13 protein-coding genes are annotated in these 13,243 nt (G+C 64.1%); 9 read left to right on the top strand and 4 right to left on the bottom strand.

Annotated features, from left to right (window positions below; translation table 11 throughout):
* The first annotated feature begins 37 nt into the window (after positions 1-37).
* From GA0061098_RS02060 to GA0061098_RS02030, 8 genes are all read left to right on the top strand, one after another.
* Complete coding sequence (locus GA0061098_RS02060) at positions 38-988, top strand: ABC transporter permease (protein ID WP_091952871.1); 951 nt, start codon at positions 38-40, stop codon at positions 986-988.
* Positions 985-1,878, top strand: a complete 894-nt coding sequence (locus tag GA0061098_RS02055; RefSeq protein WP_091952868.1) for an ABC transporter permease — start codon at positions 985-987, stop codon at positions 1,876-1,878. Before GA0061098_RS02060 ends, GA0061098_RS02055 begins: the two co-directional genes overlap by 4 nt.
* 2 nt (positions 1,879-1,880) lie before the next feature.
* Positions 1,881-2,894 carry an ABC transporter ATP-binding protein gene (locus tag GA0061098_RS02050; protein ID WP_165637100.1) on the top strand — a complete coding sequence of 338 codons (1,014 nt, stop codon included), beginning with the start codon at positions 1,881-1,883 and terminating at the stop codon, positions 2,892-2,894.
* Positions 2,891-3,895 carry an ABC transporter ATP-binding protein gene (locus GA0061098_RS02045; protein WP_091952862.1) on the top strand — a complete coding sequence of 335 codons (1,005 nt, stop codon included), beginning with the start codon at positions 2,891-2,893 and terminating at the stop codon, positions 3,893-3,895. Before GA0061098_RS02050 ends, GA0061098_RS02045 begins: the two co-directional genes overlap by 4 nt.
* A 54-nt stretch (positions 3,896-3,949) precedes the next feature.
* On the top strand, positions 3,950-5,446 hold the full coding sequence (locus tag GA0061098_RS02040; protein WP_091952859.1) for an ABC transporter substrate-binding protein: 1,497 nt from the start codon (positions 3,950-3,952) through the stop codon (positions 5,444-5,446).
* Positions 5,447-5,605: 159 nt separating this feature from the next.
* The gene (locus GA0061098_RS44695; RefSeq protein ID WP_161499997.1) at positions 5,606-5,749 is read left to right on the top strand and encodes a hypothetical protein; all 144 of its coding nucleotides are present in this window, start codon (positions 5,606-5,608) and stop codon (positions 5,747-5,749) included.
* A 265-nt stretch (positions 5,750-6,014) separates the two neighbouring features.
* Positions 6,015-7,217 (top strand): calcium-binding protein, encoded by a 1,203-nt coding sequence (locus GA0061098_RS02035; RefSeq protein WP_091952856.1) that lies wholly within the window; start codon positions 6,015-6,017, stop codon positions 7,215-7,217.
* 250 nt (positions 7,218-7,467) lie between these two features.
* Entirely contained in the window at positions 7,468-8,670 is a 1,203-nt protein-coding gene (locus GA0061098_RS02030) for a calcium-binding protein (protein WP_091952853.1), read from the top strand.
* A gap of 149 nt (positions 8,671-8,819) precedes the next feature.
* On the opposite strand, the gene GA0061098_RS44690 is transcribed toward GA0061098_RS02030, so the two are convergent.
* Together GA0061098_RS44690 and GA0061098_RS02025 are read right to left on the bottom strand one after the other, a co-directional pair.
* Positions 8,820-8,972, bottom strand: coding sequence for a hypothetical protein (locus tag GA0061098_RS44690; protein WP_018315939.1), 153 nt, complete (start codon positions 8,970-8,972; stop codon positions 8,820-8,822).
* 558 nt (positions 8,973-9,530) lie between these two features.
* On the bottom strand, positions 9,531-10,406 hold the full coding sequence (locus tag GA0061098_RS02025) for an aldo/keto reductase family oxidoreductase (RefSeq protein ID WP_091952850.1): 876 nt from the start codon (positions 10,404-10,406) through the stop codon (positions 9,531-9,533).
* A 97-nt stretch (positions 10,407-10,503) separates the two neighbouring features.
* Here GA0061098_RS02025 and GA0061098_RS02020 point away from each other — a divergent pair, with 97 nt between their 5' ends.
* Complete coding sequence (locus GA0061098_RS02020; protein ID WP_091952846.1) at positions 10,504-11,439, top strand: LysR family transcriptional regulator; 936 nt, start codon at positions 10,504-10,506, stop codon at positions 11,437-11,439.
* Between the two features lie 202 nt (positions 11,440-11,641).
* Here GA0061098_RS02020 and GA0061098_RS02015 read toward each other — a convergent pair whose 3' ends face one another.
* Together GA0061098_RS02015 and GA0061098_RS02010 are read right to left on the bottom strand one after the other, a co-directional pair.
* Complete coding sequence (locus tag GA0061098_RS02015; RefSeq protein ID WP_091952844.1) at positions 11,642-12,268, bottom strand: alpha/beta hydrolase; 627 nt, start codon at positions 12,266-12,268, stop codon at positions 11,642-11,644.
* A complete protein-coding gene (locus GA0061098_RS02010; protein ID WP_091952842.1) occupies positions 12,265-13,203 on the bottom strand; it encodes a ring-cleaving dioxygenase in 939 nt (312 codons plus the stop codon). The genes GA0061098_RS02015 and GA0061098_RS02010 overlap by 4 nt, the downstream gene beginning before the upstream one ends.
* Between the last annotated feature and the right edge of the window lie 40 nt (positions 13,204-13,243).

The following is a 13,243-nucleotide window of genomic DNA, read 5'->3' as shown; positions in this document are numbered from 1 at the left end:
TGATCGTGCCGCAGCTGAGCCCTGAAGCCGAGCGCGCATGAGCGTATTTGTCCTCCGACGTCTGTTGACCTTGCTGGCGACGCTGGTCGGCGCATCCCTGATCATTTTCCTGGTGCTCGATGCGCTCCCCGGCAATGCCGCGCAGATGCTGATGGGCGCCGATGCCTCGGCGGATGCGGTCCGCGCGCTCACTGTCAAGCTCGGGCTCGACCAGCCGCTGGCGGTTCGCTATTTGCAATGGATCAAGGGCCTCCTCGTCGGCGATCTCGGCAACTCCTATGTCTACGGCACTCCGGTCGCCAGCCTGATCGCGGAGCGGTTGGTGCTGACCATTCCGCTCGCGATCATGGCCATGACGATCACGGTGACGCTGGCGCTCTCGGCCGGCATCTACACCGCCGCCAACCACAACAAGCTCGGCGACGTCGGCGTGATGTCGCTGACGCAGGTCGGCATCGCGCTGCCGAATTTCTGGTTTGCGATCCTACTGGTTCTCCTGTTCGCGGTACGGCTGCAATGGCTCTCGGCGGGGGGATTTTCCGGCTGGGAGGATGGCATCTGGCTCGGCGTCAAGTCGCTGCTGCTGCCGGCGATCTCGCTCGCGGTGGTGCAGGCTGCGATCCTTGCGCGTGTCACGCGCTCGGCGGTGCTGGAAGTGCTGCGCGAGGACTTTGTTCGAACGGCGCGCGCGAAGGGGCTCGGCAAGCGCGAGGTGCTGTGGAGCCACGTGCTGCGAAATGCGATGATCCCCGTCATGACGGTCATGGGGCTGCAATTCGCCAATCTGCTCGCCGGCACCATCGTGATCGAGAACGTGTTCTATCTGCCGGGCCTTGGCCGCCTGATCTTCCAGTCGATCGCGAACCGCGACCTGATCGTGGTGCGCAATTGCGTGATGCTGCTGGCGACCATGGTCGTCATCGTCAATTTCGTGGTCGACGTGCTATATGCCTTCATCGATCCCCGCATCAAGGTCCACGACCTGTGAGCGCGCCCCTGACCACTCCGGTTGACGCGCCGCTCGCGGCGCGCCGCGTGCCGGCCAAGACCTTCTGGGGCCGAGCGCTGCGCCATCGCAGTTTCGTGCTCGGCGGTTCGCTGAGCCTACTGGTGCTTGCCTCGGCGCTGCTCTCGCTGGTGTGGACGCCGTGGTCGCCCTACGAGATCGATATCGCTTCGAAGCTGCGGCCGCCGTCGGCGGCGCACTGGCTCGGCACCGATTCCTTCGGCCGCGACATCGTCTCGCTGCTGCTCGCCGGCGCCCGCGCCACCATCATGGTCGGCGTCATCGCCGTCAGCATCGGTCTCAGCTTCGGCGTCACGCTCGGCCTGATCGCCTCGGCCCGGCGCGGCTGGACCGAAGAGATCATCATGCGCTTCTCCGACTTCACCTTCGCCTTTCCAGCCGTGCTCTCCGCGATCATGCTCGCCGCGGTGGTGGGGCCGGGGATGGTTACCTCGATCGTCGCGATCGGCATCTTCCAGATCCCGACGCTGACACGGCTGACGCGCGGCTCGGCCAACGCGATCTGGGCGCGCGAATTCGTGCTGGCCGCGCGCGCGGCAGGCAAGGGTGCGTTCCGCATCACCATCGAGCACGTGCTGCCCAACATCCTGTCGATCCTGATCGTGCAGGTCACCATCCAGTTCGCGCTCGCCATTCTCGCCGAAGCCGCGCTGTCCTATCTCGGTCTCGGCACGCAGCCGCCGCAGCCGTCCTGGGGGCGGATGCTGAACGATGCCCAGACCCTGCTGTTCCAGTCGCCGATGCTCGCCGTCTATCCGGGGGCAGCGATCGCGATCGCGGTGCTGGGCCTCAATCTTCTCGGTGACGGATTGCGCGACCTGCTCGATCCCCGACTGGCACGGGAGCGATGACGATGGGCGAGCAACGCGTCATGCCGCTGATCGAAGTTGAAAATCTCGGCGTGCGCCTCAATACCAGCCGCGGGCCGGCGCAGGCCGTGCGTGGCGTCAGCTTTGCCCTGAAGCGCGGCGAGACACTGGGGCTGGTCGGCGAGTCCGGCTGCGGCAAATCGGTCACGGCGATGTCCCTGATGGGGTTGCTGCCCGATAGCGCCGTGGTCTCGGGCAGTATCAAGCTCGACGGCAACGAACTCGCGCGATTGCCGGATGCGGATTATTGCCGCCTGCGCGGCAACCGCATCAGCATGATCTTCCAGGAGCCGATGACTGCGCTCAATCCGATGCACACGATCGGGCATCAGGTCGCCGAGCCGCTGCGACGTCACAAGAAGCATTCGGCGGCGCAGGCGCGCAAAGAGGCGATCGCCTTGCTTGACCGCGTCGGGCTACCCGATCCCGCGCGGCGCGTCGATGCCTATCCGCACCAGTTTTCCGGCGGCCAGCGCCAGCGCATCACTATCGCCATGGCGCTCGCCTGCGAGCCGGATCTGTTGATCGCGGACGAGCCGACCACCGCGCTCGACGTCACCATCCAGGGCCAGATCCTCGACCTCATCGCCGATCTCGTCGAGGAGCGTGGCATGTCGATGATCCTGATCTCGCACGATCTCGGCGTCATCGCCGAGAACGTGCAGCGCATGATGGTGATGTATGGCGGCACCGTCGTCGAGAGCGGGCCGACCGACGAGGTGTTCCGCCGGATGGGGCATCCCTATACGCAGGGCCTGTTTCGCGCCCGGCCGAAGCTCGGCGCGCGCAAGGGGACGCGGCTGAAGACGATCTCGGGCACCGTGCCGGAGCTTGCAGATCTGGCGGCGGGGTGCACTTTCTCCGACCGATGTCCGCTGGTGATCGATCAGTGCCGCGCCGCGTTGCCGCCGATGGTGGACGTCGGACCCGGGCACGTCGTGCGTTGCATCAGGACGGATGTCTCGATGGCTGAAAACGTCGGAGCGCTGTCCGCATGACCGCTGCGCCTCTTCTCGACGTGAAGGATCTCGAGCAGCGCTACGCCCTGCCGCGGGAGAGCCTGTTCCGACCGCCGGGCCAGGTGCGCGCGCTCAATGGCGTCAGCGTGCAGGTCGCCGCCGGCAAGAGCCTCGGCGTCGTCGGCGAGTCCGGCTCGGGCAAGTCGACCTTCGCGCGGCTGGTGATGGCGCTGGAGCGGCCGACGTCGGGCCAGGTCGCGCTGCTCGGCCGCGACCTCAATCGCATCTCCGCGGACGAGCTGCGCCGCGCCCGCCGCGATTTCCAGATGGTGTTCCAGGACCCCTACGGATCGCTCGATCCGCGCCAGACCGTCGCCCGCATCGTCGCCGAGCCGCTCACCGTGCTGGAAGACGCAGACCGCGCCACCTTTCGTGCGCGCGTTGCCGCGGTGCTGCGCCAGGTCGGCTTGCGCGATGCGGACATGGAGAAATATCCGCACGAATTCTCCGGCGGCCAGCGCCAGCGCATCGCCATTGCGCGTGCGCTGATCACCCAGCCGAAGCTGATCGTCGCCGACGAGCCGGTCTCCGCGCTCGACGTCTCCGTGCAGGCGCAGGTGCTGAACCTGATGCAGGATCTCCAGGAGCAGTTCGGCCTGAGCTACATCCTGATCAGCCATGACCTCGCCGTGGTCGACTATCTCTGCGACGAGGTCGCGGTGATGTATCTCGGCCGGATCGTCGAGCAGGGACGGCCCGAAGATCTGTTCGAGCACTGCGCCCATCCCTATACGCGGGCGCTGCTGGATGCCGTGCCGCGGGCGCGCGCCGGCGGCGGCCGGCGGCGACGCGGGGGCCAGGCGATCGCCTCGCAATCGGCGGCCACGACCGGATGCCCTTATGTCGCGCGCTGTCCGCTCGCCGACCAGCATTGCCGCGAGGCCCTGCCTGAGTTACGCAAGGTGGGCGAGGGGCACCTTGCCGCCTGCCACAAGGCGGAGGCTGTGATGGCGTTGCCGCAGGCGGCCATGGAAGGTTAGTGTCCGGAGCAGGATTGGCGTAGGCTTAGAACAGAACTGGCCGGGGAGTTACGCATGTTCAGGAAATTGTCGATCGTTGCATTTGCCGCCGCGTTGGTCGCAACGCCTTTGCCCGTGCTGGCGCAGAGCAAGAAGGACAGCGTCGTCATGGCGATGGCGCTGGAGCCGCCGGGGCTGGATCCGACCAATGCCGCCGCGGCTGCGATCGCCGAGGTCACGCTCTATAACATCTATGAGACCCTGACCAAGATCAACGAGGACGGCTCGGTCTCGCCGCTGCTGGCGGAGAGCTGGACCGCCTCGCCCGACCTGAAGACCTATACATTCAAGCTGCGCAAGGGCGTCAAATTCCACAACGGCGAGGCGTTCGATTCCGCCGCGGTGAAGTTCTCATTCGAGCGCAACGCCGCGCCGAACAGCACCAACAAGGACAAGAGCCTGTACCAGGCCTTCGAGAAGGTCGAGGCGCCCGATGCCGACACGGTCGTGATCACCTTGAAATACGGCGAGCCGAACCTGCCGTTCCTGCTGGGGCAGGCGGGCGGCTCGATCGTCGAGCCGAAGAGCGCTGCCACCAATGTCACGCAGCCGGTCGGCACCGGGCCCTATCAGCTCGGCGCCTGGGCCAAGGGTTCCTCGCTCACGCTGACCAAATGGGCCGATTATCGCAACGCCGCCGCGGTCAAGCTTTCGAAGGTGACGATCCGCTTCATCTCCGATCCGGCGGCGCAGGTGGCAGCGCTGCTGTCGGGCGACGTCGATGCATTTCCGCGCGTCGCTGCGGCGCGCGCCATGGGCCAGTTCAAGGCCGATCCGCGCTTCACGGTGCTGGTCGGCGGCTCCAGGGCCAAGACCATCGTCGCGATCAACCACCGCAAGAAGCCGCTGGACGACGTCCGCGTCCGCCGCGCCATCCTCGCCGCGATCGACCGCAAGGCGATGATCGACGGCGCCGTCGACAGTTTCGGCACGCCGATCGGCAGCTTCTATGTGCCGGGGGCGCTCGGCTATGTCGACACCACCGGCATCAACCCCTACGACCCCGAGAAGGCCAAGAAGCTGCTCACTGAAGCCGGCGTCACCACGCCGCTCGAATTGTCGCTCAAGCTGCCGCCGCCGTCCTATGCGCGGCAGGGCGGCGAGATCGCCGCAGCCCAGCTCGCCAAGGTCGGCATCGTCGCCAAGATCGAGAACGTCGAATGGGCCCAATGGCTGTCGCAGGTGTTCGCCGGCAACGGTCCGCACAATTTCGATCTCACCATCATCAGCCATGTCGAGCCGTTCGATCTCGTCAAGATCACCGAGGCGGACTACTATCTCGGCTACAACAATGAGGCGTTCAACGCACTCTACAAGCAGATCGTGTCGACGCCGGACGATGCCGCGCGTGCAAAACTGCTCGGCGACGCCCAGCGCCTGCTCGCGACCGACGCCGTCTCCGCCTATCTGTACCAACCGCAGCTCATCACTATCACCAACAAGAAGCTGAAGGGCGTCTGGAAGGACGTGCCGCAATACGAGAACGATTTTTCGACGTGGTCCTGGGAGTAGGGGCTGCATCGGCGCAGCATCCGTGTTGCTCTGCGCCCTCTCCCTTGTGGGAGAGGGCAGCTCCTGTCCAAAACAAAAACCTGAAAAACAACCCCATGCACAGTAGCCGGGCGTAGTCATTTCAATGGTTTGCGCGTTGCGAGGTTCAATGCCGGCGCGATGCGCTGGACATTGACCCGTCGGGCAAAACACTATCTCAACAACGCCCTGTCGACGACGAGCCCGACCGACCACAACGGGTATGACGAGCGCTCCGCCTTCCTGACCGAGGTCGACGGAGGCAAGTTCCGCCTGGTGCCGTAGCAAGCAGACACTCCGACGTTCGCCAGCACGCTTTTGCAGGCAGGTCATCAGGCCTTCACGGATGCGCAACCTGCGGCGAGGTTCCTCGCGATGTCAGCGCGGTTCCATGTGCGCAATCAAACTCTCTCCCGAATTCCTGCAAATCTCTGCCATCTACCAAAGGTAGATTCGCTCCCGGTGAAGCGTGGTCAACAACGCGTCTTGCAAAAAACGAAAGCTCTGCAGGCGTCAGGCCCGCTTCCGACAATGAAATGGGAGTTACGCCATGCAGCATCTGCCGAACGATACCTATGACGTCACGCTTGACCAATTTGGCCAAATCGCGACCGTCTATGGAGACCCCGGCTTTCCGGTAGCCACCGACGTCGTGGGCGGCAATGACACCGTGACGGCCACCGTCGCCGGGCTCAATGCAAAACTCACGATCTTCGGCGACGACCACACGATGCTGCTTGGTCATTCCCAAGGCGGAAACGACACGCTGATCGCCGACATCGGCGGCGGCTGGGACACCGCCATCGTGATCGGCGATACCCAATCGATGATCGATGATTCCAAGGGCGGCAACGACACGATCGTTGCGGATGCTGGCCGCACCGTCTACACGACGATCTCGGCCTTCGGGGATGCCGCGGGCGACATGTCAGGCAATGCGCAGGGCGGCCATGACGACATAACCGGCTCGGTCGCGTGGCGCGGCGGCGCCAATTTGTTCGCCGGCGATGCTGGCGGTTCCATGATGGACACCTCGCACGGCGGCAACGACACACTCGATGTCAGCGTGCTCACGACGGACGGCGCGGCGACTGTCAGCGGAGACGCCATCGGTTCCCTGAGGGGGCTCGCGCATGGCGGCAACGACAACCTGACCGTCACCTTGAACGGCGGCAGCGCCATCTCAGGCGGAGCCTTGTTCGGGGATTCGGCGGCATCCCTGATGGATTTCGCCCAGGGCGGCGACGATGTGCTCACCGTCAAGCTCGACGGCCAGTACGCGGAAGCCGGCGCGCAGATGTACGGCGATGCGCCGACCATGGTGGGCAATTCCCATGGCGGCAACGACATCCTCAATGGCGGCGCGGGCCGCGATTTCATGTATGGCGATGCGCGAATCTACGAACCGGCGACACCGGGCTCGATCACCGGCGGCGTCGACACGCTGAACGGCGGGGCCGGCGACGACCGGATGTGGGGCGGGGGAAACAGCGACTTGTTCGTCTTCAACACCGGCTCGGGCAACGACACGATCGTCGACTTCGATCAGGGCAACAAGGCCGTCGGCAGCACCGCGGTGGAACAGGATTTGATCGACGTGAAGGGCTACGGCTTCGCTGACTGGACGGCGCTGTCGAAGCTGATCAGCGACAACACCGCCGGCGATGCCGTGATTCATCTCTCCGCCAACGATTCGATCACGCTCGACGGGATTCAGGCGACAAACCTGCATCCGACCGACTTCATCATCTGAAGGCGCAGAGCAAGAGCGGCGGTGTCGCCCCGCGACGCGCGGAGCGGCATCGCGATCGCGGCTGCGCAAATGACGAGTTTCGCCGCACGGCGCAGCGAAACCCGTCGCCATCAAACTCTGTCCCGAATTCCAGCAAACCTCCGCCATCGACCAGAACTAGATTCGTCTCCGTGAAGCGTGGTCACAGCACGTCGCGCAAGAATCTCGCCGCCGTCAGGCCCGCCTCCGACAATGAAATGGGAGTTACGCCATGCAGCATCTGCCGAACGACACCATCGACGTCCTGCTGGACCAGTTTGGTCAAATCGAAACCATCTACGGTGATCCGAACTTTCCGACCACCGCGGATGCCTGGGGCGGCAACGACACCGTGACGGCGACCATCAGCCAGCCGGAAGCAGAGGTCACGATCTTCGGCGACGACAATACGACGTTGCATGGCCATTCCCACGGCGGCAACGACACGCTCACCGTCAACTTCAACTACGGCTGGAACACCGCCCTCGTGGTCGGCGATGCCCAGGCGATGACCGACAACGCCAGGGGCGGCAACGACACGATCAATGTCGAGGCCGGCTCGCTGTACACCAACGCGCATGCTTTCGGCGATGTCGTCGGCGACATGTCGGGCAATTCGCACGGCGGCAGCGACACCATCACCGGCGCGGTGGGCTGGCGGGGCTACGACAATGTGTACGCCGGCGATGCCGGTGGTTCCATGAACGGCACGGCGCAGGGCGGCAATGACACGCTCGACATCAGTCTGATCACCCGGGAGGGCTCGGCGAGAATCAGCGGCGATGCCATCGGCTCCATCGGAGGCGATGCGCATGGCGGCAACGACAACCTCAACTTGACCATGAGCGGCGAGAACGTCTGGTCCGGCGCCTCGCTTTCGGGAGATTCCTCGACGTCCCTGACCGACAACGCTCAGGGCGGCGACGACATCCTGACCGTCAAGATCAGCACCCAGTACACCGACGATGCGTCCGATGTGCTGTTCGGCGACGCTCCGACCATGTCCGGCAATGCCCATGGCGGCAACGATATCCTCACCGGCGGAGCAGCCACCGATCGTCTGTTTGGTGATGCGGCGGTCTACAACCCCGCGGCACCCGGTTCGATCACCGGCGGCAGAGATGTGCTCAACGGCGGCGCCGGCAATGACCAGCTTTCGGGCGGGGGGAACAGCGACACCTTTGTCTTCAACGCCGGCTCCGGCAATGACCTGATCACCGACTTCGATCAGGGCAACAAAGCGGTCGGTAGCACGGTGACGGAGCACGACCTGATCAATGTGCACGATTACGGGTTTGCGGATTGGACGGCGCTGTCGAGCCTGATCAGCGACAATGCCGCCGGCGACGCCGTGATTCATCTGTCGGGGAACGACACAATCACGCTCGACGGCGTCCAGACGGCAAGCCTGCACCAGACCGACTTCCTTATCTGAGCGAGTTGCTCTGGAAGCAACGATCTCGTCCCGCCTGCGGCGGGGCGAGACGCGGGTTGCACTCTTGGCCGCCCAGCAGCGCTACTACTTCCCCGCTTGGACGAGCGCTTCTGACCCGAAGCGGGCTTGCTGTGCTAGGCCGAAGCTGATTATTCAGTCTTATCAGCTGAACCCTTGCGCAGCGCCTCTAAGGCTATACGGGCGTGGTGGGCTGCTTTTTGGTTGCCCACCGTTTCGATCTTTTCCAGTGCCCAGGTCAAATACTGCATAGCAGCCTGGACGTCAGCAGTTTGGTCGGTCATATGACCGTTTCTATCGAATTATGATCGGTTCGTCCCGCACTTGCTGCGCATAAGCGAATTGCATCAGCGATGGCGGCTGTGGCCAAAAGTGAACAGTCTCGCGGTGACGGAAGGAGCATTATCGGCTGTTACTCACCGAGTTCAGCGCGCCATTGCGGTTCAGATCGGCGGAAGAGCTGATCAAGTTGGCGAACAGCGGAAGCGGCTGCTGCAAAAGCTGCAACTCAGGTCCCAGTCTCAGATTGTAGACGCCGCCACGCGGTGGGCATCTTGGCCACCTTACAAACTCACGATGGCCGCTGACGAAGCGGCGCTCTGGCCGAGGCATGAGTACGGCGGGCTTCGAACCGCCGTCCTAAACTTTGGCTGATCAATACCAGTAAGTATATTGCCCCGGACAAATATACTGTCCGTAGCTTGTCATAGTCGCAGCCGGAGTTGTAGTAGCCGTAAGCGCCGGCCAGGGTCTTGAGTGTCCATGAGCGTTTCCATTTTCATACTGTCGGCCTCAATTTGGCATGAGGCAGCACTGTCACCATGCTGCGCCCGGAAACCGCCTCAACCGGGGCTCCCGGCAAGGCCATTCAGCTCATCGATCGCATCATCCGGCAAATCGAGTTCGGCCGCGGCGAGATTCTCGCGCAGATGTGCGACGGACGAAGTGCCGGGGATAAGCAGGATGTTAGGTGACCGACGAAGGAGCCAAGCAAGCGCGACCTGCATGGGCGTTGCACCGAGGCGAGCAGCGACATCGGTCAGAGTGGACGATTGCAGGGGGGTGAACCCGCCGAGCGGGAAGAACGGCACGTAGGCAGTGCCGTCCCGAGCAAGGTCGTCGATCAAGGAGTCGTCAGACCTGTGGGCCAGATTGTATTGGTTCTGCACGCAGACGATCTTGCAAATCTTGCGTCCTTCCGCGACCTGCGTCGCGGTCACGTTGCTCAGCCCAATATGCCTTATCAGGCCCTGACGTTGGAGATCGGCCAAGACGTTCAGCGGCGCTTCGATCGAGCCTTCGGCGGGGCCATGCCGATCGATCATGACGCGAAAGTTGACGACATCGAGTGCGTCGACCCCGAGATTTTTCAGATTGTCGTGGACCGCCTGGGTGAGCTCTTCGCGCGAGAAGGCCGGATTCCATGAGGCGTCCGCGCCACGCCGAGCCCCGATTTTGGTGTCGATGACGAGATCCCCGGGGTAGGGGTGCAGCGCCTCACGGATCAACTGGTTTGTGACATGCGGGCCGTAGAAGTCAGCTGTGTCGATATGGTTCACGCCGGACGCGATGGCCGCTCGCAGCACAGCCAATGCGGCGGCGCGATCCCTGGGCGGACCGAACACGTGCGGGCCAGCAAGCTGCATGGCACCGTAGCCAAGCCGCTTCACGCGGCGGTCTCCGAGGTCAAAGCTGGCAGTTAGGGCGGTGTTGGGCATAGGTCATCTCCATAAGAACCAATGGCCGGTAGGTAGACGTTGCCCGCGCGCTCGATAACCGGGTACAATCCGAACGGGTTGTTCGGAGAAGCGAACAGTGAAAGTCGATCTGGGTGAACTGAACGCTTTTGTGACCGTCGCGCGGGCCGGAGGCTTTCGGGACGGAGCTCGGTCGAGCGGGGCGAGTGCGTCAGGACTCAGCGAAGCGGTAACCAGGCTGGAAGCGCAACTCGGCGTCCGATTGTTGAACCGGACGACGCGAACCGTGGTGCCCACTGAGGCAGGTCAACGTCTCCTCGAGCGGCTCGGGCCAGCATTCGCCGAGGTGGAAGCTGCCGTCGATGTTGTCAACAGCTCCCGCAACAGGCCAGCAGGTACGCTGCGTCTCAACGTGCCTGTCAGCGCGGCGCGCCTCGTGCTGCCCACCATCGCGCCCCGCTTCCTCGCGGCTTATCCAGACATTCGGCTGGAGGTCATTGCGGAGAGTAATTTTATCGACGTTCTGGCCGCCGGTTGTGATGCCGGCATCCGATACGACGAGCGTCTGGAGCAGGATATGATCGCGATTCCAATCGGACCTCGCGTTCAGCGCTTTGCAACCGCTGCCTCTCCAAACTATCTCGATCGACACGGCCGGCCCGATCATCCGAGCGACCTTGTCAACCACGCTTGTCTTGGCGGTCGTCTTTCATCCGGTGCGATGGTGGCTCCGTGGGAGTTTGAACGGGATGGCGAAATCGTTCGCGTCGAACCCAAAGGACCGCTGCTGGTCAGCGTCGGGACAGCGACAGATCTCGCCGTTGCCGCCGCCATCGCCGGTACCGGCATTGTCTGCCTCTTCGAGGACTGGCTTCGTCCCCATCTCGCCAGTGGTCAGCTCGAGCCGGTCCTCGAACCCTGGTGGCAAAGCTTTTCGGGTCCCTTTCTCTACTATCCTGGCAGACGTCTCGTGCCGGCGCCGTTGCGCGCATTCATAGACTTCGTAAGGGGTGTACCATCGCACTCAGCGCTTGGCGCGACGCCCACCGCATAGGCAATGCGTTTGCCAGTAGCGAGACGCTCGCTTCTTGAGAGTTGAGAGACGGCTCGATTCCACTCCAGACGCCATGCGGACGCGACGTGAGACAGTCGAGCATCCCTTCGGCGCGATCAAGGCCGTCTGGGTGCGACCCACGACGCGCGGTTCGAGTGAAGGCGGCGGCGCACCGTTTGGAAACGATGCGCCGCCTGCCAGGTCATGCTGCCTTGGCGTCGACGTTGCCGATCCAGTCGCGGGCGAGCGTCAAATCGGCTTGCGACAATTGATGGCCCGCGGGCAGGACCCTGTGGGTCACGCTCGCGCCTGCTTGCGAGAGCAGAGCCGCAAGCTTGGCCGAATTGCTGGCCGGCACGATCGGGTCGCCTTGCCCGGACAATAGCAGGACCGGCTTGCCTGCAAGATCGGCTGTGGGCGGATCCGACAGCGGCACCATCGCCCGCAGCAGGATCGCGCCGGCCAGAACGTCCGGCTTCAGCAGCAACAGCGCGGCTGCGATGTTGGCGCCGTTGGAGAAGCCGACGGCGACCGGCGCGGCGATGCCGTAGCGCTGCCGCGCCGCGTTGACGAACTCGCCGAGCTCGTTCGCGCGGTGGCGGACGTCGTCCTCGTCGAACACACCTTCGGCGAGACGACGGAAGAAGCGCGGCATGCCGTGCTCGAGCACGCGGCCGCGCGGCGAGAGCAGGGCGGACCCCGGCGAGATCATCTTGCCGAGCCCGAGCAGGTCATTCTCGTCGCCGCCGGTGCCGTGCAGCAGGAGGAGCGGAGGGGAGCCCGCGCTGGTCGCGGGCTCGAAACGATGGATGAATTCAGTCTCGGTCATGACACGGTCTCTTCCAGATTCGGCAGAACGCCCTCGATCTGCTTGCGCTGCGCTTCGAGGAAGGCAGGCAGCTTCAGGTCTTGTCCCAGCGTCGCGACAGGTTCGTCGACAGCGAAGCCGGGGATGTCGGTCGCGATCTCGAACAGCACGCCGCCGGGCTCGCGGAAGTAGATCGAGCGGAAGTAGTTGCGGTCCCTCTGCTCGGTCGGATGCAGGCCGTGATTGCTCACGAGCCTTTGCGCCATCTTGCCCTGCTCGGCATCATCAGCCGCGCGGAATGCGATGTGATGCACCGAGCCGCCGCCCTGATGGCCGCGCAAGAAGCCCTTGGCTTCGTAGATATCGACGACGCTGCCCTCGGCATCGCCAGGCGCCTTGAAGCGGATCACCGAGCCTTCACGGCCGGTCTCCTTGAAGCCGAACACGTCGGTGAGGACGGCGGCCGTCTTCGCCGCGCTGTCGAGCAGCAAGGTCACGCCATGGAAACCGCGGATCGCGTGCTCGGCCGGCACGTCGCCATTGCTCCAGCCGGGCTCGCTCTCGGCGCCTGATATGCCGACCAGCGCCAGCGCCATGCCATCGGGATCGGTGAACGGCAGCACGGACTCGCCAAAGCGCTTTTCCAGCGCCTCGTAGGCAATGCCCTTCTCGGTGAAACGCTGGGTCCAGTAGCCGAGCGAGCGCTGCGGCACGCGGAAGGCGGTCTGATGGGTCTCGCCGACGCCGCGGCGCCCGGCCGGAACGCCCGCCCACGGAAAGAAGGTCAGGATGGTGCCGGGGCGGCCGGTCTCGTCGCCATAATAGAAGTGATAGGTGCCGGGATCATCGAAATTGACCGTCTTCTTGACGAAGCGCAGGCCGAGATCCCGCGTGTAGAAGCCGAAATTCCTGATGGGGTCGCCGGCGATTGCGGTGACATGGTGCAGTCCAGACATTGTCGTTCCTCCAGAGTTCGGGGAGCGTCTTGCTCTGGCC

Source organism: Bradyrhizobium shewense, from assembly GCF_900094605.1.
Lineage (GTDB): Bacteria > Pseudomonadota > Alphaproteobacteria > Rhizobiales > Xanthobacteraceae > Bradyrhizobium > Bradyrhizobium shewense.
This window is presented reverse-complemented; position numbering and strand designations above follow the sequence as displayed.